Here is a 20,566-nt window from a genome sequence, read left to right on the forward strand (position 1 = left end):
TTCACTATTGATACACATCAATTGAAGTGGTAGAACACCATCAACAGGAATGCGTAGGAGAAGGCGAAATGACGATTGTCCCCGTAAAATCAGCGGATCTAGATGCAGCAGAAGTATCTTGGTTCGCGCCGATCTGTTCAGATGACTATCGTTATTTAGGTGTTCCAGACGGCGATCTTCGCTCATCTTGGGAAAATACCAGCAAAATTGTTCAGCGCGCCGATCAGTTGGGTTTTCGCAATTGTCTTTGCCCATCATCCTATCAAGTTGGTATGGACACATGGACTTTTGCATCCGCAATGGCGCCGATTACAGACAATATCAATCTATTGGCCGCTATTCGCTGCGGTGAAGTACACCCTGTCATGCTCGCCCGTGCCGTTGCAACGCTTGACCATATGATGAAAGGGCGCTTGACGCTGAATGTCATTTCTTCGCCATTTCCCGGTGAGCAAGCATCGAGTGAATATCGTTATAAGCGCTCGACCGAAGTTGTCGAAATTCTGCGCCAATGCTGGACGCAAGATGAAATCAATTATGAAGGCGAAATCTATAATCTAAAGGGTCTCAACACAGATCCGGTTCGCCCGTACCAACAAAATGGCGGCCCATTGCTTTATTTTGGCGGCTATTCGCCCGACGCTGTTGAACTTTGCGCAAAACATTGTGACGTTTACCTGATGTGGCCTGAGCCTGAAGAACTCATTGCCGAGCGCATGAAAAGTGTTGCCGCACGGGCAACGGAACATGGCCGCACGATCGATTATGGTCTGCGGGTTCATATGATTGTGCGCGATACCGAACAAGAAGCCTATGAATATGCGGACGAGCTGGTGAGCAAGCTTGAAGATGAAAAAGGCAAGGAAATTCGTGAACGTGCCTTGGATGCAAAAAACTACGGCGTAGCGCTGCAAGCCGCCAACCGTGACCGTGCTGATGAGTTTGGCTTTATTGAGCCGCATCTTTGGGCAGGGGTTGGCCGTGCGCGCTCAGGCTGTGGTGCAGCGTTGGTTGGCTCTGTTGATCAGGTGATGAGCAAGATCGAAGCCTATCAGAAGATGGGTATCCGATCCTTCATCTTTTCGGGCTATCCTCACTTGGATGAATGCGAAATATTTGGCACCAAGGTCTTGCCGCACTTGAAAACATGCTCAATGCCTCATCTATATGGGCGTGTGCCAGACGAAACACCACCAACGCCGCTTGGCAATGGTACACGTAAGTAATTGATGGATAATGGACTTTCTAGCATGCAAATGATCGACTTTAAAAACGCCGTGCCTGAGATGAGCCGCCTTATTTATGGTGTGTGGCGTTTGGGTGATGATGCCGACACGTCTTCGGAGCATATTATCCGCAAGGTTGAAGCTTGCTTGGATCAAGGTATTACGACATTTGACCATGCCGATATTTATGGCGGCTATGTGTGTGAAGAGCTTTTTGGCAATGCGCTTAAAGGGCGCAGTGATCTAAAGAGCAAAATGCAGATCATAACCAAATGCGATATCATGCTAACGGGTGAAGCTTACCCGCAGCGCCGCGTAAAATATTATGATACATCGGCGGCCCACATTAATTATTCGGTCGAAAATTCGCTCAAGCGTATTGGTGTGGACGTCATTGATATGCTGCTCATCCACCGTCCTGATCCGATGATGGATCACTATGAGACAGGCGCTGCGCTCGATGCGCTTGTCGATAGCGGTAAAGTGCGCGGTATTGGTGTTTCCAACTTCATGCCGTGGGATATTGAACTCCTGCAATCTGCGATGAAACATCCGATTTTGACCAATCAGATCGAGGTCAACATTCTTGAACATGCGCCGTTTACAAATGGCCAGATTGCCAAAGCCCAGCAGGCAGATATGCCCATTATGGCTTGGTCATCTTTGGCGGGCGGGCGACTGTTCGATACTTCCGATGAAGCCGCAAAACGCGTAATGCCGCGTTTGAAAGAAATTGCAAATGAGCAAAATGTTGGTGCTGATGCTGTGGCAATTGCTTGGTTGCTTGCTCATCCAGCACAAATAATGCCGGTAATAGGCACGAATAATATCGAGCGTATTGCAAAAATATCAGATGCAATGAACGTAAAAATAGACCGTGAAACATGGTTTGAATTGTGGACGCTAGCCGAAGGTCACGAAGTGCCGTGAAGGAGATTTCTCTAATGAATGCTGATGCAAATTTAAACCTTGATGCCTTAAACGCCAACCAGCTTAAAAAAGCGATGGGGTGTTTTGCAACCGGCGTTACAGTCGTGACCACGCATTTCGAAGGCCAAGACTATGGCATGACATGCAATTCTTTCAACACGGTGTCGCTTGATCCAGCAATGGTGCTTTGGTCCATTCGCAAGGCTTCATCCAGCCATGATGCGTTTGCAAAGGCCAAAGGCTATACGGTCAACATTCTGGCCGCAGAGCAGGCCGATACAGCGATGCGCTTTACCAAAGGCGATCATGCAGACCGCTTTGCGGAAGTTGAGGTGCGCCGGCTTGAAAGTGGGCGCTTGATCCTGCCGCAGGCCAGTGCGTGGTTTGATTGCGATATCAATCAGATCGTTGGGGCAGGCGACCACGATATTCTAATTGGCCGCGTGCGGGCTTTTGCATCCGGTGAAAAAATGCCTTTAACCTATATTGGTGGCAAGTTCGTTACGCTCAGCTGATCGCCGTTTTCGCTCGCTGCGTAATTGCCAGAGCGAATGGCCTATAAGCGCAATAATCAATATTGTGCCGCCTATCATCGTGTTTCGGGTGGGCGCTTCTGAAAAGATGATCCAGACCCAAATTGGCGCCAAAACTGTTTCCAAAAGATAGAACATCCCAACTTCTGGCCCAGATAGATATTTAGGACCAGTCGCAAGGCACCAAAATGCAATCGGAATAACAATCGCGCCATTGGCGATTGTCCACCAAGCGGCATCAAGGTGAAATGCCGATACACCGCCTTTTGAAAGCAAAACGCCAGTCGCTAATATCAACGGTAATATGCCGCCAATCATGGGCGCAAACCCCATATCCTTGCCGCTTAAACGGGCAAATACAATGGCCATTGATAATCCAAAAGAAGCTGCCACGGCGCACAAATCGCCAAAGTAATTACCGCTTTGAATGCTTTCTGAAACAATCAGAAATACCGCGAACACCATAATAGCCATTGTGATGAGTGTTGCAGTCTTAGGACGTTCACGAAGGATAACCCAGCCCAGCAATGCCGAAAATATGGTTGTGGACGTTAGAATAAAAACGAGATTGGCGGTCGTGGTGTTGAAGACCGCAGCAACAAAAGCAATGGCGCTCAAGCCATAAAAGGCAGCCACGACCATGCCTGCGCGGCCCGGCAATAGTGAGACGCGTTTGCCCTGCCGTAATCTGATGAAGATCCAGCACAAGAGTGCGATTACTAAGCCTAGCCCTGAGCGGGTAAACTGCGCCGACCATGCATCGCCGCCGCCAAGCCGGATGAGCGGAATGTCGATTGTCAGCACCAAGCCGCCAAATCCAGTAATCAATAGGCCTTTTTGATAGGGAGTCATGTCGCTTTATCCGGTGGTTCACTTAACCGCGGTAAAGCTCCCACCCATTTACGGTCAAGTGCTGTTGCGGCTTAAAGCGAGACTTGTAGTCCATTTTAGGTGAACCTTCGACCCAGTACCCTAAATAAACAAATGGCAAACCTTGGATATTTGTTCGCGCGATGTGGTCAAGAATGATCCACGTGCCCAAGGATTTGAATTCCGTATCTGGGTCAAAGAATGAGTAAACCATAGAATAGCCGTCATTCATGCGGTCACATAATGAAACGGCAATCAGCGGGCCTTCACCTTTGCCCGTGATGAAGCTGTCAGGACCACGGCGGCGATATTCAATGATTTTAGTATTTACATGCGTGTCTTCGACCATCATTGCATAGTCCAGCGCTGTCATGTCTGACATGCCGCCATCGCGGTGCCTTGAATCCAGATAGGCGCGAAACAATGAAAATTGTTCTGACGTTGGCTCTGGATTAAGCTCAGTGCCAATCAGATCATTATTCGCCTTTATGATGCGGCGCATATTCTTCGTTGGTCTAAATTCATCGGCCAAAATACGCACGGACACACAGCGGCGGCAGGTTTCACAGGCGGGGCGGTATGCAATGTTTTGGCTGCGGCGGAAACCGCCTTGCGTCAAAAGCTCATTCAACTCCGGTGCTTTGTCACCAACAAGATGCGTGAATATCTTCCGTTCCATCTGCCCGTCAAGATAAGGGCACTTAGACGGTGATGTCAGAAAAAACTGCGGTGTTTTTGTATCGTGCTGTGTCATCATCACCCAAAAAGATTGCCAAAGTAAAATTGGTCACAAATTGGCAAACGTCAAGGTACAGTTTGATCAAGCATTTGAGCGGATAACGCGTGTTCCAAGGGCAAGATCATGCAATGTGCGTTTATCTTCTAAAAACAACGGAGCCAGTAAAAGCGGCATAAAGATTGCGGTTGTGGCCCAGAATAAAACAGCATGAACAATCGCGGTCATGGAATCAATGCGCTGTCCGTCATAGCGAGACAGTTTGATGCCCATCATCTGCATGCCCCATGTGGCCTGTTTTTCACCGCCAACGGACCATGCAATATAAATACCGGCAACAAGAAAGCCTAAGATTGGATAAAGCAGCCATGCGGCACCTAATGTTGCAATGCCAAGAACGAAAACGAGCAAAGCAGCCAGCGCGATCAATACCAAAATCATGGCGTAATCGATAAAAAACGCAAAGATGCGTCTTGTTCGCACGCCCTCTAATAGGCGCCAGTGTTGTATGTCAGCTTCGCTATTCATCAATGCTTGTCCTCATTCTTTGTTCTACAAATAGATGGGAACAATCGGCGCTGATTTCAATTCTTGGCCAAGTTTTCGGCGACCCTTGGCGCAAAATAGGTCAAAATGCCGTCACAGCCAGCGCGTTTGAAAGCAAGCAGGCTTTCCATCATGACGCGCTCGCCATCGACCCAGCCATTGGCAGCCGCAGCTTCAATCATCGAATATTCGCCCGATACTTGGTAGGCAAAGGTTGGCATTTGGAACGTGTCTTTGAGGCGGCGGCAAATATCCAGATAAGGCATGCCAGGTTTGACCATGATCATGTCAGCACCTTCTGCGATGTCTTGTTCGGCCTCGCGAATGGCTTCGTCTGAATTTGCAGGGTCAATGTAATACGTTTTCTTATCACCTTTTAAGAGACCGGATGTGCCGATCGCTTCGCGGTAGGGGCCGTAATAGGCAGATGCAAATTTTGTCGCATAAGACATGATCGCAATGTCGCATTGGCCAGATGCATCAAGCGCATCGCGAATGGCACCAATTCGGCCATCCATCATATCGGACGGTGAAATAATGTCTGCTCCTGCCTGCGCCTGCAAAACCGATGCGCGCACAAGTATATCAACGGTCTCGTCATTGACGATGATACCATCGCGCAAAACACCGTCATGGCCATGATCTGTAAACGGATCAAGCGCGCTGTCAGTCATAAGCCCGATTTCAGGTACCGCATTTTTAATCGCTGCGACCGCGCGCAAGATGATGTTGTCTTCATCAAGAATGTGAGAACCGGTGACATCTTTCTTTTCAAAAGGCACATGGGCAAATGGCGCAATCAGCGTAATGCCAAGATCGTGGGCTTTCTTGGCAGCTTCAACGGCCATATCGACACTCAAACGCGAAACACCGGGCATGGCATCAATCGGCTGGGTCTGGTTTTCACCCTCAACAAGAAAAATGGGCCAAATCAGATCATTCACCGTGAGTTGATTTTCACGCACAAGATTACGGGACCATTGTGCTTTACGCATACGGCGTAATCGGCGGCCTTGAACAATGTCATCAATATTGCGCATTTATTTATTCCATTTAGTCCGTGTACAACTCCTTGTGGGCGTATCACGGGACTTTGCATTTAGCCAAGAGCTAGGGTAGCAAATTAAGCCAAGAGGCGATTATGCCTCATCCACGATTAGGTGCGGTTCTCCACACGATGCAAACCAATGGCTCCAAGCGCACATTCATTGTGTCTTTATATGTATGGTTTTTGCGAACCATGGCAGTGCTGTGCCTCATCGCCGCATTGATGAACTGGGCGCAGCTCACTGGCATCACGCAAAACGGCAATTTGCGATTCGATATGCTGGATACCCATTGGCGTATGCTCAAGACTGTTTTGGCCGTCATTCTGCCTGCTGCTGGTTTGGGCTTATGGATGACCCAATCATGGGGCGTTGTACTGTGGCTGTTTGCAATGTGCCTTGAGCTTTTGGCTTTTGGCGTTTGGACAGAACTGTTTGAACCGCGCTCAATGACCGTTTTAACGCACAGCGTTGCCATACTATTTTGGGCACTCTTATCGGCAGGCATATTCATTGAGAACCGACACCAGCAGCGTACCGGATTCGAACACCTGTAAGCTCTTGTTAAGCAAAACTCACAATAGCGAACTGTAAGAGGTTGTTAACGCTGGCTTTTAATTCGAATTTTATACGTGTTCGATAGATTGAACTCACAAGCCGAGAAACATCGGCGACATACAGTGAGGCTACAATGTTAAACGAATTAAATAAGGTGGGGGAATCCCACTCGACAACGAATAGTTCACCTACCAGCAAGCTATATCTTGAATCTTTGCAATTGGTTGAGCGCCTTCATCACCGCCTTCAAGAAGTGGTAAAAGACGAATTTGATCGCCAAGGCCGCAACGATATTAATGCTGTTCAGGCAATTCTTCTTTTCAATATTGGTGATGGTGAATTGACAGCAGGTGAACTGCGCTCTCGCGGATATTACCTTGGTTCAAACGTTTCTTATAACATCAAGAAACTTGTTGAGCTTGGTTTCATCAATCATGAGCGTTCACGTTCAGACCGCCGTTCAGTGCGTATCAGCCTTACAGATTCAGGCGTCGCAGTAGCAAAGTCGGTTTCAGCACTCTACGACCGCCACGTTGCGTCAATCGAGGCTGTTGGAGGCATCAGCAATGCAGAATTTGAAGCGATGAACCGCACAATGCAGCGTTTGGACCGCTACTGGAACGACACAGTGATGTACCGTCTCTAAGAAATCACACTGATTTTACAAATAGAGCGCCGCAGATCATGCGGCGCTTTGTTTATGAAGACTACTTTTTCGCCTTGCCGAGCGGCAAAAGCATAGGCGTTGTCTTTTTATAGGACGAATAGGAAGGCCGGCTTCGCGCTAAGTGCTGTTCTGTCAGCGGAATAGACACTTTGATCATAACGAATGCTAAAAGTGCAGGGCCAACAAAACTCAATATCGAACCCGATAGCGCAAAAGCTGCGATTGAAATACCGCACCATAAGACAATTTCGCCAAAATAATTGGGATGCCGTGATCGGCTCCACAGGCCATTTTTGACCAGTGTTAGAGATCTTACGCTGTGCCCACTGGTCGTCTTGGTCGTTGCTAATTGATGATCTGAAACCCATTCATAAACAAAGCCAAAGGCAAACACGGCGATACCCAGCCAAAAGAGGAGGGGGATTGCTGCATAGTCGGCCCCAAATGCAACGTGAAGAGGGGCGGCGATAAGCCAAAGCAGGACTGCCTGCAATATGAAAACCGTAAAGAGGCTTTTCCACCAATATCCAGGCCCTGCATTTTCACGCATGACGCGGTAACGCCCATCTTCCAGTGTGCTGCCATGATGGCGATTGATCAAATAGCCTGCCAATCGAAGCGCCCATAAGCAAACGGCGCCGAACAAAAACCATTCATAAAATGAGCCTGTGCCCAGCAGATAGAGATTAACGCCGCCGATAACCGCAAAACCTGGCCCCCAATAATAGTCGATAACCCCAGCATCTTGTGTCATGACATTTATTAGCCATATTCCAATGAAACAAGTAAGGGTGACAGCTAGGGTCAATGCAAGAGCAATGTACATAAGTCCGAGATTACCTTTGGTAGTCGCGCGATTGTTATCATGGTTTGCGCTTTGTTAAGTTGACGATGTTACGAAGCACAACATATTATAGTTTCGCAATCTTATTTGTATCCACTACGCGGGAAACCCATGACCGGATTTATTAAAAGTAGCCGACGTACAGTTTTAAAATCTGCAGCAGCGTTAAGCGCAGCGGCAATTTTACCTTCAGCGGCGAACGCTCAGGCATCAATTGGTGATATTTTGCAATCACCACAGCGCGGCAATTGGGATGATCAGTTTGATTCTGCAGGCTCTAGCAATAGAGCTGCTGTCGATAGCCGCCTTCCAATTCTCAGCCCTTCAACTGTGTCTTATGTGGAAGTGGCGATTGATAATTACCGACGCATCGTCGCAAACGGCGGATGGCCACGGGTTAATGCGACACAGCGTCTAAAAGTTGGTGTACGTGACAATGCCGTGCGTCAATTACGTCAGCGCCTTATCATTTCTGGCGATATGGCACGTAATTCCGGCGATAGCACAACATTTGATTCTTTCCTTGATGCGGGCTTGAAGCGCTTTCAGGCGCGTCACGGCATGGTTGCCGATGGTGTTATGGGTAACTACACGCTTGCTGCATTAAATGTTGATGCGCAGACACGTCTTGGCCAGCTGGAAACAAACCTTGTGCGCTTGCGCTCGATGTCAGGCTATCTTGGTGATCGTTTTGTTATGGTCAACATTCCAGGTACTGAGCTGGAAGCTGTGACCAATGGCCGTGTTGAACGCCGTCATAAAACCATTGTTGGCCGTATTGACCGCGAAACACCGGTGCTTTCGTCCAAGATTCACGAAGTTATTCTTAATCCATATTGGACTGCACCAAAGTCGATTATCCGCAAAGATATCATTCCTTTAATGCGCAAAGATCCAACATATCTGACACGCAACAAAATTCGTTTGTTTGATGGTGGCGGTCAGGAAGTGGCACCTGAAACAGTGAACTGGGCAACAGATGAAGCTGTTGCGCTGCGCTTCCGTCAGGAGCCAGGCAAGATCAACGCGATGTCGTCGACCAAGATCAACTTCCACAACCCGCATGCTGTTTATATGCATGACACACCGCAGCAGAGCTTGTTCGGTAAATTCTTGCGCTTTGAGTCATCTGGCTGCGTGCGTATTCAAGATATCCGTGAACTATCTGCTTGGTTGTTGTCATCAGAAGCTGGCTATACGCGCGGCCAAATTGAACAAATCATCAAATCAGGTGAGAGCACGCCAATTCAGCTAAGCACGCCAGTGCCGGTATATTTTGTATATATCAGCGCATGGTCGACAGGCGATAGCGTTGTTCACTTCCGCGATGATATTTACAACCGCGACGGTGTTGGCGAGTTGGAAACAGCTGCGACTTCACTTTAAATTTTTAAGTCAAAATTTGCTAGAAAACGTGCGCGGCGCATTCAATGTTTTGGATGCGCCGTTTTGGTGTCGATTCTAGCGATGACATAGGGGTAATCATCTGTTAGAGCGACGACATGTGAAGATCCTCATCTTCTAAATCATGAAAGGTGACCGTTTATGTCGACTGATAGTGCTAATCTGACACAGTTTTCCAACGATTTTTTCAATGAAACCTTGAGCGACCGCGATCCGGCTGTTTTTGGTGCAATTCGCCAAGAACTGGGTCGTCAGCGCAATGAAATTGAATTGATTGCTTCGGAAAATATCGCATCACGCGCAGTGATCGAAGCACAAGGCTCAATCATGACCAACAAATATGCGGAAGGCTATTCTGGCCGCCGTTATTATGGTGGTTGTCAATATGTTGATATTGCTGAGAACTTAGCGATTGAACGCGTTCTTGAGCTTTTCGGCTGTGATTTTGCCAATGTTCAGCCTAACTCTGGTAGTCAGGCAAACCAAGCTGTGTTTATGGCGCTTGCAAAACCAGGCGATACATTGCTCGGCATGAGCCTTGATGCCGGTGGTCACCTCACACATGGCGCACGTCCAAACCAGTCTGGCAAATGGTTCAACGCGGTTCAATACGGTCTGGATATTGCAACAGGTCTGATTGATTACGATCAGGTCGAAGCAATGGCTAAAGAACACAAGCCGCAGATCATTGTGGCCGGCGGTTCTGCATATTCACGTGTTATCGACTTTAAACGCTTCCGCGAAATTGCTGATTCTGTTGATGCAATCCTTTGGGTTGATATGGCCCATATTGCAGGTCTTGTTGCAGCAGGCTTGCACCCAAGCCCGTTCCCACATGCCCATGTTGCAACATCAACAACGCATAAAACCTTGCGCGGCCCACGCGGCGGCCTTGTGTTGACCAATGATGAAGCGATTGCGAAGAAAATCAATTCTGCTGTTTTCCCTGGTATTCAGGGCGGTCCATTGATGCATGTTATTGCTGGTAAAGCTGTTGCATTTGGCGAAGCGCTACGCCCAGAATTTAAAACATATATGAGCGCTGTTGCTCAAAATGCTAAAATCTTGGCGGAAACACTTGTCGAAGGCGGCATGGACATTGTTTCAGGTGGCACAGATACGCACCTGATGCTGGTTGATTTGCGCCCGAAAGGCGTGACTGGCAAGGCGACGGAAGAAGCGCTTGGCCGTGCATTTATTACGTGTAATAAAAACGGCGTGCCGAACGATCCGCAAAAACCAACAATCACATCTGGTATTCGTCTTGGTACACCAGCTGCAACCACACGTGGATTTGGTCCTGCTGAATTCCGTGAAGTTGGCAAGCTGATTGTTCGTATTGTTGACGGCGTTGCCGCAGCAGGTGAGGGCGGCGATACGTCTGGTGTTGAAGCATCTGTTAAAGAAGACGTTATCAAGCTAACAAACCGCTTTCCGATTTACGATTATATGAGTTGATAAATGCGTTGCCCGTTTTGCCATTCAGAAGACACACAAGTTAAAGATAGCCGTCCTGCAGAGGATAACACGGCTATCCGGCGGCGACGTGTGTGTAATGATTGCGGCGGGCGGCACACAACATTTGAGCGCGTGCAATTGCGCGAGCTTTACGTTGTAAAGAAAAACGGCCGCAAAGTTGCCTTTGAGCGCGATAAACTTGCGCGGTCGTTTGAAATTGCCCTGCGCAAGCGCCCAATTGAGGCCGACCGCATTGAACGCGCTGTGTCCGGTATTGTGCGCCAACTTGAAAGCAGCGGCGAACAGGAAATCGCATCGGATGATGTGGGCGCGCTTGTTATGGAGGTTTTAAAAAATCTCGATGATGTTGGCTATGTGCGCTATGCATCAGTCTATAAGGATTTTCGTGATCCCAATGACTTTCAAGAGCTTTTGGGCGAACTTGGTGGAAATCTACCGGTCGCTAAACCAGAAGCAGACGACTAATGTTGCAAGGCGCACATAATGGCGGCTGAAAATCTTACCAAAACAGACGAACGATTTATGGCGGCTGCCATTCGGCTCGGTCGGCGTCATTTAGCACGCACCGGCACCAATCCGTCGGTCTCGACTTTGCTTGTCAAAGATTTGGGCCATGGACCCGTTATCGTTGGCAGTGGCATTACAGATATTGGTGGGCGGCCCCATGCGGAAGCTGCCGCTTTGGCAGAAGCTGGCGAACATGCAAAAGGCGCGACAGCCTATGTGACATTGGAGCCTTGCGCGCATCATGGCCGCACACCGCCATGCGCTGTATCGCTTGTGAATGCGGGCATCACCCGTCTTGTGAGTGCATTGACCGATCCTGATGAGCGCGTATCGGGCAAAGGGTATAATATTCTGCGCGAGGCAGGAATCACAGTTCTTGTTGGCTGCCTGGAAGATGAGGCACGCACAGTGCTTGGTTCTTACTTGAATCGATCTATGACAAAACGGGCGCAAGCGACTCTAAAGCTTGCCGTTTCTGCCGATGGCATGATCGGCGACCGCAAAATCCGTCAATTGATGATTACGCAAGAACAGGCGCGGCATCAAAGCCATATATTGCGCGCTGAACATGACGCGATTATCGTCGGGGTTGATACGGCCATCATTGACAATCCCACTTTGACCTGCCGCCTGCCAGGGCTGGAAAACAGATCGCCTGCGCGTATTGTCTTGGATACGGGCGCACGTTTGGGTGTTGATGGCGCATTGGTTCACACCATTGATCAGGCACCGCTTTATGTGGCGACAGCCTATCCGCAATCAGACAATGCGAAAGCGCTGGCCGATCACGGCGCGAAAATTATGGCTTGCGATATTCATGATGGCCGCATTGCGCTGCCAGAACTTATGGAAGATTTAGCCGCAATTGGCATCACACGCGCCTTGGTTGAAGGCGGCGGGCAAGTGGCTCGAAGCTTTTTGAGGGACGATCTGGTTGAAAATATCTGCTTGTTTGAAAGCGATGTAGAGGTCGGCAAAAGCGGAATTGCAAGTCCTGTTACAAGCGGTGATTTACCGGATGGTTTTGTAATCAAAAGACGCGCTATATTCGGTCCTGATCGTTATTTTGAAATCGGAAAAAACTAATGTTCACAGGCATCGTCAGCGATATTGCAACAATTGACAGCGTTAAAGAACTTGCCAGCGGTAAGCTGTTTCGTATTCGCACGGCCTATGACACGCAAACGATTGATATTGGTGCATCGATTGCCTGTGCAGGCGTTTGTTTGACGGTCACAGCAAAATCGTCGCTGGATAGTAACAATATCTGGTTTGAAGTTGAGGCTTGGGAAGAGGCGCTGCGTTTAACAAGTGCTGCCACTTGGGTGGAAGGCACGCGCATTAATACCGAACGTGCGATGAAAGTCGGCGATGAGTATGGCGGCCACATGGTGTCGGGTCATGTTGATGGTCTTGCCACCGTGACACGCATTGAAGCCGAAGGCGACGCAACACGTTTTTATCTTGAAGCGCCATCCGCTTTGTCAAAATATATCGCGCCCAAGGGCTCGGTCTGTCTTGATGGAACGTCTCTGACTGTTAACAGCGTTAACGGCGATATTTTCGATGTTCTACTCATTCGCCATAGCCAAAAAGTTACGACTTGGGGGCAGGTTCAAGTGGGTGATAAGGTCAATATTGAGATCGATCAAATCGCCAGATATGTAGAACGTTACATTTCGCGTCTTGCAGAGGCGGGTAAAGAGGCGTAGTCAGCCATTTCATTTCAAAACAGCCGGAATTTTTCATGTCAGATGCCCCTCATTTTCTAATTGTCGAAGCTCGTTTCTACGACGACATGGCGGATGCCTTGCTCGAAGGCGCGAAAGCTGCGCTCGATGAAGCGGGTGTTACCTATGATGTGGTGACAGTTCCGGGCGCACTCGAAATTCCTGCCGCTATTGCTTATGCGATAGACGGTGTCACCGATTATGATGGTTATGTTGCACTCGGCATGGTCATTCGCGGTGAAACATATCATTTTGATATTGTGTCCAATGAAAGCTCGCGCGCACTGATGGACTTGTCTGTGTCTGAAGGCGTGCCAATTGGTAATGGTATTTTGACCGTTGAAAACGCAATCCAAGCTTGGGCGCGTGTGCGCAAGACTGAGCTAGATAAGGGCGGCTTTGCGGCGCGTGCAGCAGTTACGATGCATAGCTTGAAGCTCAAAATGTTGGGTCAAGTTTAATGGCTGTAGCGAAGACCAGATCGGCAAATAAACGCGGCGCTGCAAGGCTTGCCGCTGTGCAAGCATTATTCCAGATGGATATTTCTGGCGCTGGCGTACTTGAGATCGCGGCCGAATATGAAACATTTCGTCTAGGCCAAGTCGTTGACGGCGAAGAATATGTGGCAGCGGATGCCTCTTGGTTTCGCGGCGTCCTTTCAGGCGTTGTACGCGATCAGACCAAGCTAGACCCCATCATTCGTGATGCTTTGCAAGAAGATTGGCCATTATCGCGCATCGACAGCACATTGCGCGCGATTTTAAGGGCAGGGGCTTTTGAGCTGCTTGAGCGCAAGGATGTGCCGGTCGCAGTGATCAACTCTGAATATATTGATATTGCGGTTGCCTTCTTTGAAGATGGTGATGAGCCGAAACTCGTAAATGCTGTTCTTGACCGCATAGCCCGTAAGTATCGTGAGAAAAAATGAGCGATACGCTAGACCTTGGTGAAGCCAAGCGCACAGCCGCTACTTTCGCCATTTCTCAAGCTTTTGTCGGTGCTTGTGCGCCGATTGCAATTTCTATCGGCGGTTTGGCTGGTCACTACCTTTTAGGCGCCGATAAGACATTCGCAACACTGCCAGTCACAGGATATAATGTCGGCGTTGCGCTTGGCGCATTGCCAGCTGCAATGCTGATGCGTGCAATTGGACGCCGTTATGGTTTTTCAACAGGCGCATTAATCTCAAGTGTTGGCGGCGCTTTGGCCGCATTGGCCTTGATCCAGCATAATTTCTGGTTTTTTGTGGTGGCACTGGCCGTGCTTGGTGTCGGCGGTTCTTTTGTTCAGCAATATCGCTTTGCAGCAGCCGATGCAGCACCAGCAATATTTAAGCCAAAGGCAATCTCTTGGGTCCTGGGCGGCGGTGTATTTGCCGCAATCATTGGACCGCAAGCCGTTATCTTCACAAAAGATATGCTGCAGCCTGTAAGCTTTGCAGGTGCATTCATATCTGTTGTGGCTCTGGGCATCATTGGCGCAGGCATTTTAATGACATTGCGCACTTTGCCCGTGCCAGTAGAAGACGCAAATGCGCCATCGGGCGCGGAACGCCCTATGCTCGAAATTATCTCGCAGCCGCGTTTTTTAATCGCTTTTGTGTGCGCCGTCACAACCTATGCCTTAATGAGCTTTGTGATGACAGGCGCACCGCTTGCCATGATAAGCTGCGGGCACTCATTGAACGATGCGACCCTAGGTATTTCATGGCATGTTATGGCTATGTTTGCGCCGAGCTTCTTTACCGGCAGATTGATTGTGCGATTCGGTAAGGAAAAAATCGTCGCGACGGGACTGATTTTATTGATTGGCTGCGCAATTGTTGCGCTATCGGGTCTTGCGCTTTGGCAGTTTTGGTTTGCGCTTATATTATTGGGCGTTGGTTGGAACTTTGGCTTTATTGGCGCAACCGCTATGCTCACAGACACTTATCGTCCATCTGAAAAGAACAAGATTCAAGGCGTGCATGATTTCGCGCTGTTCACAACTGTAGCAATTGCGTCATTTGCATCCGGTGCAACGCTGAACGCCTATGGCTGGGATATGCTCAATTGGATCGTATTGCCTGTATGCGCGCTATGCTTGCTTGTTCTGTTGGGCCAAGCATTCGTTGTGCGCCGTAATTCTTAGGCAAAATAAAACGCTGCAAACCAGTGTGATTTGCAACGTTTAATATATTGATTGAGGCTTTTAGCGTCCCAGAATGCTGGAAGCTGAAGGGCCGCCTAGAGATCCTGTCAGAATTTGACCTAGGAATGTCTGGTCTTTACCGCCCGTAGGCGTTGCGCCAGCTATAAAGTCAAATACGCGCCCATCTTTAAGGCCGTAATCGGCAATGCGGCTTACCGTATCGCTGTCATCGAAATAAATCGCAAACACACGCTGGTCGACAAGCTTAGGTTTTAAAAACTGAGCAGAGCGAACGCGCGTTTGGGAAATATAGTAAAATACTTCGCCGCCAAAATTATTCGTAGTGGTGGGTGTGCCAAGCGCTAGCAAAACTTGCTCACGGCTCGAACCAACAGGCGCAAGCGCCATTGTTTCTTCGTCAATGACATAACCTTGCTTGAAGGTTTCTTTGGACCCTAGAACACTCGATGTTGAGCAGCCCGAAACGCCAAGCATTGCGACTGCAACTGCTGCTGCGATGAAATGACCTCTTTTATCGGTCTTGGAATTCTTTGCCGCCACATCTATCTCCTTAGGCAGAGTACGCATACTCTATATATTCTATTGTCCGGTACCGCACATACCGCCTTCTTGCAAGCGTCTGCGCAACGCGCTAGCAGCAAGCATAAGCTATTCGAGTGCCGAATAGAGTAAGGGTTTGCATTATGATTATGTCACTGTTTCGACCAAAAAAACAAAATCCGAACGAGAAAATCGTTTCTAAGCTCTATGCACATATTATTGAAGCTGGCCGTCAACCGGTCCTTTATGCCGAATGGGGTGTGCCTGACACGCCGATAGGGCGCTATGAAGCTATCGGACTTCACATGATATTGTTTCTTTTCCGCACACGCAGCACATCGCCTGCATTAGAAGAGCTGAGCCAAGATGTGCTTGATGAGTTCTTTTTGGAGCTAGATCACTCTGTGCGTGAGCTCGGTGTGGGGGACGCGGGTGTTCCCAAGCGTATGAAAAAGCTGGGAAAAATGTTCTATGGGCGCATGGGGCCTTATTGGAAGGCTTTGGATGATAATAATATTGATGCATTAAAAGACGCGCTTGTCCGCAACATTACGCCCGATAGCAAAGAACAGCTAGCATCTGAAGCGCTGGCTCAATATATGATCACGAGCGCTGCTCATTTGGCCAAGATTGATGAGGATCAATTGTTGCGCGGCGAAATTAATTTTCCTCAACCGTAAGGTAATTTGCGAATGAATGAGAATCATATGGATGAAAATGCATCTGGCTCAGCTTTGCCAAGCCCCATATCGCAAAAAATCAACGTATTAAAGCTGCCTGCGAAGGGGCTGAACGTGAAGATTGAACCGGACGCGGATGTACTTGCGGCGCTGGCTAAAAGCATGGGCGTGCTGTCAATATCGTCATTGTCTGCAAAGTTGAACATCAAGCGCTGGCATAAGGACGGTGTGAGAGTATCTGGGCCCCTAAAAGCGCAGCTTTATCAGGAATGTGTGATTACGTTGGAGCCTGTGGAAGAGACGGTCAACGAAGAAATAAACGCGGTTTTTGTGCCTGAAACGTCGAAATTGGCAAAGCCTGCTGTTACTGGCGAAGCCAATGAATTGTTGATTGATGCTGAAGGTGATGATGTGCCGGAAGTCTTTCAATCGCCATTTTTGGACGTGGGAGACATCGCGGCGGAGTTTTTTGCACTTGAGATCAATCCATATCCGCGTATTGACGGGGCAGAGGAAGAAGCTCAAAAGTTTGCAGAAGAAAGCGCTTCAGATAAGGAAGAGGCCAAGGAAAATCCTTTTGCAGCGCTTGCAGCTTTAAAAGACAAGCTGTGAAGCTTTGAGGAAAAGCTTGTTCGCTGCCATAAAACCGTTATTTTCAACCTGTTCAAGAGAACATGAAAATAACCTGAATTAAATAATTAATAAACGGGACGGTTCAGTTTTGGTCACAATATCAGTGGATGCGATGGGCGGCGATCATGGCCCGTCGGTACTCATACCCGGCGCGGCAATCGCGCTAGAGCGTCATCCTGAGTTAAAGTTTATTTTTTATGGCAAAGAACCTGAAGTTCAGCCTGAAATTGATAAGTTTCCCAAATTAAAAGCCGCCAGCACATTCGTGCATTGCGATGTGTCTGTGCGTATGGATGACAAGCCGTCCCAAGCCTTGCGGCAGGGGCGCTGGAAGTCATCGATGTGGAAGGCCATTGAGGCCGTTAAGACCGGTGAGGCGGATGTGTGTGTGTCCGCTGGCAATACGGGCGCACTCATGGCTATGTCACGCTTTTGCCTGCGTACAATGGCAGATATTGAACGCCCCGCTATTGCTGCGATTTGGCCGACTTTACGCGGAGAGAGCATCGTTCTGGACGTTGGCGCGACGATTGGCGCTGATGCACAGCAATTGGTAGATTTTTCCGTTATGGGCGCTGCAATGGCGCGCGCAATGATTGAAAATCCACGCCCGACAGTTGGCCTTCTAAATGTTGGCGTTGAAGAGATCAAAGGCCAAGAAGAAGTAAAAGAAGCAGGGCGCTTGCTGCGTGATGCGGATTTGCCAACATTGGAATATCACGGTTTCGTTGAAGGCGATGATTTAGGCAAAGGCACGGTTGATGTTGTTGTGACGGAAGGTTTTTCCGGCAATATTGCCCTTAAAACAGCTGAAGGCACAGCGCGGCAAATCGGCGAATATTTACGCGCCGCCATGGGACATTCATTGATGTCTAAGATTGGCTATATGTTTGCGCGCAGTGCGTTTAAGCGCTTGGGCGAAAAAATGGACCCGCGCAAAGTCAATGGCGGTGTTTTTCTAGGCCTCAATGGCATCGTGATCAAAAGTCACGGCGGCACTGACAGCGAAGGGTTTGCGGCTGCTTTGGATATGGGCCACGACATGGTCCGTAACGAGTTGCAAAGTAAAATCGATATAGATATCAAGCAGTTCCACACACGTCAGGGACGCAGTACACCTGCGGCAATAGTGCCGGAACTCAACGAAAACAAGAGCGAAAAGTAGATTCAATGATCCGATCAGCGGTAATAGGTGTTGGTAGTGCTTTACCCAAGCGCGTTATGCCGAATGCAGAATTCGAGCAAAAAATTGACACAACATCGGAATGGATAGAGCAGCGTACTGGCATTAAGCAGCGCTATATAGCGGGTGAGGGGGAGACCTCCGCATCGCTTGGCGAATCTGCAGCGCGTGCAGCTTTAGACAATGCAGGTTTAACGCCAGATGATATCGATTTGATCATCTGCGCCACATCAACGCCTGACAATACGTTTCCAGCGACAGCCGTTAATATTCAAAACCGTCTCGGAATGAAACACGGTGCAGCTTTCGATCTGCAAGCTGTTTGCACAGGATTTGTTTATGCAACGACAACCGCTGATCTTTATATACGCGGCGGTATGGCAAAACGAGTGCTGGTCCTTGGTGCAGAAACATTTTCGCGTTTGCTGGATTGGGAAGATCGCACAACATGCGTATTGTTCGGTGATGGTGCAGGCGCTATTATTCTGGAAGCTGTTGAAGGCGTAGGTTTAACGTCGGACCGCGGTATTCTAGCTGCTCATTTGCGCTCAGATGGTAGCCACAAAGAAAAGCTCTATGTGGATGGCGGGCCTTCAACGACCGGAGACGTTGGCCATTTGCGGATGGTTGGCAAGGAAGTTTTCAAGCATGCTGTTGGCATGATCACAGATGTGATCGAAGATTCTTTTGAAACGGCAGGCATTACTGGCGAGCAGATTGATTGGTTTGTTCCCCATCAGGCAAACCGCCGTATTATTGATGCTTCGGCTAAAAAACTAGGTATTCCAGCCGACAAAGTAGTCATCACTGTCGATAAACATGGTAATACATCAGCAGCGTCTGTTCCGCTGGCACTTTCAGTCGCTGTAGCTGACGGAAGGATCAAGAAAGGCGATTTGGTTTTACTTGAAGCAATGGGCGGCGGATTTACTTGGGGCGCAGTATTATTACGCTGGTAACTTAAATTAGCGCTTTAGAAGTCTATTGGCCTTGATTCACTACAGTATTTTCTATAGCTTTCGCCGATATCACGAAACTTTGAGGGGAAACGCCAAATGACGGACAAGACGTTGACACGTTCTGACCTGTCGGAGGCTGTATATCGGAAGGTGGGTCTATCCCGCACCGAGTCGGCGCTTTTGGTTGAAATGATCATCGATGAAATTTGCGATGCCATTGTGCGAGGCGAGACAGTAAAGCTTTCTTCTTTTGCAACATTTCAGGTCCGTTCGAAGAACGAGCGGATCGGTCGAAACCCTAAAACAGGTGAAGAAGTGCCCATTACGCCAAGGCGTGTGGTGACATTCAAAGCCTCAAATGTCCTTAAGAATCATGTAATTGAAGGTTTCCGCCGTAGCTCACGTTAACTAGGCTATGATCTGGAGCGTTGATTCGCCTCGCTTAGTATGTGCGATATATGATTTAGGTAGGTGTTGATTATGGATAAGAGTCCAGACGCGTTTCGCACGATCAGTGAAGTTGCTGATGAGTTGGATTTGCCTCAACACGTACTGCGCTTCTGGGAAACACGCTTTAGTCAAATCAAGCCACTAAAACGCGGTGGTGGTCGCCGTTATTATCGGCCCGCTGATCTCGATCTTCTGCGCGGTATTCAGCATCTCCTTTATGAAGAAGGCTACACCATTAAGGGTGTACAGAAAATTTTACGTCAAAATGGTGTGCAATTTGCCATTGCTATTGGCACCGGCGATCTGAGTGCATTGGAAGAAATGTCCAAGCGCAATCAAGAAGCTGCGCATGCCCAAGCTGAGGAAGCCGATAAGGCAGCTCAACAACTACGCGAAAGCGCAAAATCTGATACCGTGGACGAAAACGTGCTTGTCGGAGAAGCAAAAGCGAAGGGGCGCGGGCTTTTCAATCGCAGCAAGAATGTAAAAGAAGATGCGATCTCTGGCGAAGGTATGAGCCGAGATAATCGTACATTGTTGCAAGAGGCGCTATTCGATCTTCTTGAGTGCAAACGTTTATTAGATCAGGCGCGCTGAATATTCCTGACGCTTAACCGCAAGTTAATATCTACCCCGTATTTCTTGCTTACTGGATTTAACACCAGTCTTTTACTCACTTAACTCATACCGCTTCCTTTTTTGGATAGCGGTATTTTTTTGTCTGCATTTTCGTTTGTTATGGGCTCTGTAAGATTACAGAGCTCTGTTCAATTGCAGTCTTGTCTGGTGATAAAGAGGCAGCTATAGCGATGATAGTCGGAGCGTAGCGCAGCCCGGTAGCGCACTCGCCTGGGGGGCGAGGGGTCGTGGGTTCAAATCCCGCCGCTCCGACCA

Annotated in this window: 25 protein-coding genes and 1 tRNA gene; 20 read left to right on the forward strand and 6 right to left on the reverse strand. The window is 48.7% G+C overall.

Annotated elements, in window-relative coordinates; all coding sequences use genetic code 11:
• Window positions 1-68: 68 nt before the first annotated feature.
• Genes C504_RS0101655 through C504_RS17020 form a run of 3 tightly spaced genes read left to right on the forward strand, consistent with a single transcriptional unit; the run spans window position 69 to window position 2,671 of the window.
• A complete protein-coding gene (locus C504_RS0101655; RefSeq protein ID WP_018687561.1) occupies window positions 69-1,226 on the forward strand; it encodes an LLM class flavin-dependent oxidoreductase in 1,158 nt (385 codons plus the stop codon).
• A 24-nt stretch (window positions 1,227-1,250) separates the two neighbouring features.
• Complete coding sequence (locus C504_RS0101660) at window positions 1,251-2,156, forward strand: aldo/keto reductase (RefSeq protein WP_026317134.1); 906 nt, start codon at window positions 1,251-1,253, stop codon at window positions 2,154-2,156.
• 14 nt (window positions 2,157-2,170) lie between these two features.
• Window positions 2,171-2,671 (forward strand): flavin reductase family protein, encoded by a 501-nt coding sequence (locus C504_RS17020; RefSeq protein WP_018687563.1) that lies wholly within the window; start codon window positions 2,171-2,173, stop codon window positions 2,669-2,671.
• On the opposite strand, the gene C504_RS0101670 is transcribed toward C504_RS17020, so the two are convergent.
• The 4 genes from C504_RS0101670 to hemB all read right to left on the reverse strand — a co-directional run bounded on the left by C504_RS0101670 (window position 2,633) and on the right by hemB (window position 5,881).
• On the reverse strand, window positions 2,633-3,541 hold the full coding sequence (locus tag C504_RS0101670) for a DMT family transporter (protein WP_018687564.1): 909 nt from the start codon (window positions 3,539-3,541) through the stop codon (window positions 2,633-2,635). The genes C504_RS17020 and C504_RS0101670 overlap by 39 nt on opposite strands.
• A gap of 22 nt (window positions 3,542-3,563) precedes the next feature.
• Entirely contained in the window at window positions 3,564-4,313 is a 750-nt protein-coding gene (locus C504_RS0101675) for an arginyltransferase (protein WP_026317135.1), read from the reverse strand.
• 66 nt (window positions 4,314-4,379) lie between these two features.
• Window positions 4,380-4,823 (reverse strand): RDD family protein, encoded by a 444-nt coding sequence (locus C504_RS0101680; protein ID WP_018687566.1) that lies wholly within the window; start codon window positions 4,821-4,823, stop codon window positions 4,380-4,382.
• A gap of 56 nt (window positions 4,824-4,879) precedes the next feature.
• Entirely contained in the window at window positions 4,880-5,881 is a 1,002-nt protein-coding gene (gene hemB / locus C504_RS0101685) for a porphobilinogen synthase (protein WP_018687567.1), read from the reverse strand.
• Between the two features lie 101 nt (window positions 5,882-5,982).
• Between hemB and C504_RS0101690 the strand changes: the two genes are divergently transcribed.
• Together C504_RS0101690 and ldtR are read left to right on the forward strand one after the other, a co-directional pair.
• Window positions 5,983-6,444 (forward strand): DUF6163 family protein, encoded by a 462-nt coding sequence (locus C504_RS0101690; RefSeq protein ID WP_156815825.1) that lies wholly within the window; start codon window positions 5,983-5,985, stop codon window positions 6,442-6,444.
• Between the two features lie 134 nt (window positions 6,445-6,578).
• Window positions 6,579-7,091, forward strand: a complete 513-nt coding sequence (gene ldtR, locus C504_RS0101695) for a transcriptional regulator LdtR (RefSeq protein ID WP_018687569.1) — start codon at window positions 6,579-6,581, stop codon at window positions 7,089-7,091.
• Window positions 7,092-7,152: 61 nt separating this feature from the next.
• Here ldtR and C504_RS0101700 read toward each other — a convergent pair whose 3' ends face one another.
• Entirely contained in the window at window positions 7,153-7,938 is a 786-nt protein-coding gene (locus C504_RS0101700; protein ID WP_083923110.1) for a DUF1295 domain-containing protein, read from the reverse strand.
• A gap of 129 nt (window positions 7,939-8,067) precedes the next feature.
• On the opposite strand from C504_RS0101700, the gene C504_RS0101705 reads away from it, so the two are divergent.
• From C504_RS0101705 to C504_RS0101740, 8 genes are all read left to right on the forward strand, one after another.
• Window positions 8,068-9,342: a L,D-transpeptidase family protein gene (locus C504_RS0101705; protein WP_018687571.1), complete on the forward strand. Its 1,275-nt coding sequence runs from the start codon at window positions 8,068-8,070 to the stop codon at window positions 9,340-9,342.
• 159 nt (window positions 9,343-9,501) lie between these two features.
• Window positions 9,502-10,818 (forward strand): serine hydroxymethyltransferase, encoded by a 1,317-nt coding sequence (gene glyA / locus C504_RS0101710; protein ID WP_018687572.1) that lies wholly within the window; start codon window positions 9,502-9,504, stop codon window positions 10,816-10,818.
• A 3-nt stretch (window positions 10,819-10,821) separates the two neighbouring features.
• Window positions 10,822-11,304 (forward strand): transcriptional regulator NrdR, encoded by a 483-nt coding sequence (gene nrdR, locus C504_RS0101715; RefSeq protein WP_018687573.1) that lies wholly within the window; start codon window positions 10,822-10,824, stop codon window positions 11,302-11,304.
• A gap of 18 nt (window positions 11,305-11,322) precedes the next feature.
• A complete protein-coding gene (gene ribD / locus C504_RS0101720; protein ID WP_018687574.1) occupies window positions 11,323-12,432 on the forward strand; it encodes a bifunctional diaminohydroxyphosphoribosylaminopyrimidine deaminase/5-amino-6-(5-phosphoribosylamino)uracil reductase RibD in 1,110 nt (369 codons plus the stop codon).
• Window positions 12,432-13,058: a riboflavin synthase gene (locus C504_RS0101725; protein WP_018687575.1), complete on the forward strand. Its 627-nt coding sequence runs from the start codon at window positions 12,432-12,434 to the stop codon at window positions 13,056-13,058. Before ribD ends, C504_RS0101725 begins: the two co-directional genes overlap by 1 nt.
• 35 nt (window positions 13,059-13,093) lie before the next feature.
• Window positions 13,094-13,537 (forward strand): 6,7-dimethyl-8-ribityllumazine synthase, encoded by a 444-nt coding sequence (ribH, locus tag C504_RS0101730; protein ID WP_018687576.1) that lies wholly within the window; start codon window positions 13,094-13,096, stop codon window positions 13,535-13,537.
• Window positions 13,537-14,004, forward strand: a complete 468-nt coding sequence (gene nusB / locus C504_RS0101735; RefSeq protein ID WP_018687577.1) for a transcription antitermination factor NusB — start codon at window positions 13,537-13,539, stop codon at window positions 14,002-14,004. The genes ribH and nusB overlap by 1 nt, the downstream gene beginning before the upstream one ends.
• A complete protein-coding gene (locus tag C504_RS0101740; RefSeq protein ID WP_018687578.1) occupies window positions 14,001-15,206 on the forward strand; it encodes an MFS transporter in 1,206 nt (401 codons plus the stop codon). Before nusB ends, C504_RS0101740 begins: the two co-directional genes overlap by 4 nt.
• A gap of 60 nt (window positions 15,207-15,266) precedes the next feature.
• Here C504_RS0101740 and C504_RS0101745 read toward each other — a convergent pair whose 3' ends face one another.
• Window positions 15,267-15,767, reverse strand: a complete 501-nt coding sequence (locus C504_RS0101745) for an outer membrane protein assembly factor BamE (protein ID WP_018687579.1) — start codon at window positions 15,765-15,767, stop codon at window positions 15,267-15,269.
• Window positions 15,768-15,916: 149 nt separating this feature from the next.
• On the opposite strand from C504_RS0101745, the gene C504_RS0101750 reads away from it, so the two are divergent.
• The 7 genes from C504_RS0101750 (at window position 15,917) to C504_RS0101780 (ending at window position 20,566) form a co-directional block, all read left to right on the forward strand.
• Window positions 15,917-16,447: a ubiquinol-cytochrome C chaperone family protein gene (locus tag C504_RS0101750; protein ID WP_018687580.1), complete on the forward strand. Its 531-nt coding sequence runs from the start codon at window positions 15,917-15,919 to the stop codon at window positions 16,445-16,447.
• 12 nt (window positions 16,448-16,459) lie between these two features.
• The gene (locus C504_RS0101755; protein ID WP_083923112.1) at window positions 16,460-17,059 is read left to right on the forward strand and encodes a YceD family protein; all 600 of its coding nucleotides are present in this window, start codon (window positions 16,460-16,462) and stop codon (window positions 17,057-17,059) included.
• 109 nt (window positions 17,060-17,168) lie between these two features.
• Window positions 17,169-18,245, forward strand: coding sequence for a phosphate acyltransferase PlsX (plsX, locus tag C504_RS0101760; protein ID WP_026317139.1), 1,077 nt, complete (start codon window positions 17,169-17,171; stop codon window positions 18,243-18,245).
• A 5-nt stretch (window positions 18,246-18,250) separates the two neighbouring features.
• The gene (locus C504_RS0101765) at window positions 18,251-19,222 is read left to right on the forward strand and encodes a beta-ketoacyl-ACP synthase III (protein WP_018687583.1); all 972 of its coding nucleotides are present in this window, start codon (window positions 18,251-18,253) and stop codon (window positions 19,220-19,222) included.
• 96 nt (window positions 19,223-19,318) lie between these two features.
• Entirely contained in the window at window positions 19,319-19,630 is a 312-nt protein-coding gene (locus C504_RS0101770; RefSeq protein WP_018687584.1) for an integration host factor subunit alpha, read from the forward strand.
• A 72-nt stretch (window positions 19,631-19,702) separates the two neighbouring features.
• Complete coding sequence (locus C504_RS0101775; RefSeq protein WP_018687585.1) at window positions 19,703-20,269, forward strand: MerR family transcriptional regulator; 567 nt, start codon at window positions 19,703-19,705, stop codon at window positions 20,267-20,269.
• 220 nt (window positions 20,270-20,489) lie between these two features.
• A tRNA-Pro gene (locus C504_RS0101780) sits at window positions 20,490-20,566 on the forward strand.

Source organism: Ahrensia kielensis DSM 5890 (assembly GCF_000374465.1).
Taxonomy (GTDB): Bacteria; Pseudomonadota; Alphaproteobacteria; order Rhizobiales; family Rhizobiaceae; genus Ahrensia; species Ahrensia kielensis.

What these genes read in the sequence shown, in the direction of transcription:
- C504_RS0101655 (WP_018687561.1), top strand. Translation starts at nt 69, where the DNA reads ATGACGATTGTCCCCGTAAAATCAGCGGATCTAGATGCAGCAGAAGTA.
- C504_RS0101660 (WP_026317134.1), top strand. Translation starts at nt 1,251, where the DNA reads ATGCAAATGATCGACTTTAAAAACGCCGTGCCTGAGATGAGCCGCCTT.
- C504_RS17020 (WP_018687563.1), top strand. Translation starts at nt 2,171, where the DNA reads ATGAATGCTGATGCAAATTTAAACCTTGATGCCTTAAACGCCAACCAG.
- C504_RS0101670 (WP_018687564.1), bottom strand. Translation starts at nt 3,541, where the DNA reads ATGACTCCCTATCAAAAAGGCCTATTGATTACTGGATTTGGCGGCTTG.
- C504_RS0101675 (WP_026317135.1), bottom strand. Translation starts at nt 4,313, where the DNA reads ATGACACAGCACGATACAAAAACACCGCAGTTTTTTCTGACATCACCG.
- C504_RS0101680 (WP_018687566.1), bottom strand. Translation starts at nt 4,823, where the DNA reads ATGAATAGCGAAGCTGACATACAACACTGGCGCCTATTAGAGGGCGTG.
- hemB (WP_018687567.1), bottom strand. Translation starts at nt 5,881, where the DNA reads ATGCGCAATATTGATGACATTGTTCAAGGCCGCCGATTACGCCGTATG.
- C504_RS0101690 (WP_156815825.1), top strand. Translation starts at nt 5,983, where the DNA reads ATGCCTCATCCACGATTAGGTGCGGTTCTCCACACGATGCAAACCAAT.
- ldtR (WP_018687569.1), top strand. Translation starts at nt 6,579, where the DNA reads ATGTTAAACGAATTAAATAAGGTGGGGGAATCCCACTCGACAACGAAT.
- C504_RS0101700 (WP_083923110.1), bottom strand. Translation starts at nt 7,938, where the DNA reads ATGTACATTGCTCTTGCATTGACCCTAGCTGTCACCCTTACTTGTTTC.
- C504_RS0101705 (WP_018687571.1), top strand. Translation starts at nt 8,068, where the DNA reads ATGACCGGATTTATTAAAAGTAGCCGACGTACAGTTTTAAAATCTGCA.
- glyA (WP_018687572.1), top strand. Translation starts at nt 9,502, where the DNA reads ATGTCGACTGATAGTGCTAATCTGACACAGTTTTCCAACGATTTTTTC.
- nrdR (WP_018687573.1), top strand. Translation starts at nt 10,822, where the DNA reads ATGCGTTGCCCGTTTTGCCATTCAGAAGACACACAAGTTAAAGATAGC.
- ribD (WP_018687574.1), top strand. Translation starts at nt 11,323, where the DNA reads ATGGCGGCTGAAAATCTTACCAAAACAGACGAACGATTTATGGCGGCT.
- C504_RS0101725 (WP_018687575.1), top strand. Translation starts at nt 12,432, where the DNA reads ATGTTCACAGGCATCGTCAGCGATATTGCAACAATTGACAGCGTTAAA.
- ribH (WP_018687576.1), top strand. Translation starts at nt 13,094, where the DNA reads ATGTCAGATGCCCCTCATTTTCTAATTGTCGAAGCTCGTTTCTACGAC.
- nusB (WP_018687577.1), top strand. Translation starts at nt 13,537, where the DNA reads ATGGCTGTAGCGAAGACCAGATCGGCAAATAAACGCGGCGCTGCAAGG.
- C504_RS0101740 (WP_018687578.1), top strand. Translation starts at nt 14,001, where the DNA reads ATGAGCGATACGCTAGACCTTGGTGAAGCCAAGCGCACAGCCGCTACT.
- C504_RS0101750 (WP_018687580.1), top strand. Translation starts at nt 15,917, where the DNA reads ATGTCACTGTTTCGACCAAAAAAACAAAATCCGAACGAGAAAATCGTT.
- C504_RS0101755 (WP_083923112.1), top strand. Translation starts at nt 16,460, where the DNA reads ATGAATGAGAATCATATGGATGAAAATGCATCTGGCTCAGCTTTGCCA.
- C504_RS0101765 (WP_018687583.1), top strand. Translation starts at nt 18,251, where the DNA reads ATGATCCGATCAGCGGTAATAGGTGTTGGTAGTGCTTTACCCAAGCGC.
- C504_RS0101770 (WP_018687584.1), top strand. Translation starts at nt 19,319, where the DNA reads ATGACGGACAAGACGTTGACACGTTCTGACCTGTCGGAGGCTGTATAT.
- C504_RS0101775 (WP_018687585.1), top strand. Translation starts at nt 19,703, where the DNA reads ATGGATAAGAGTCCAGACGCGTTTCGCACGATCAGTGAAGTTGCTGAT.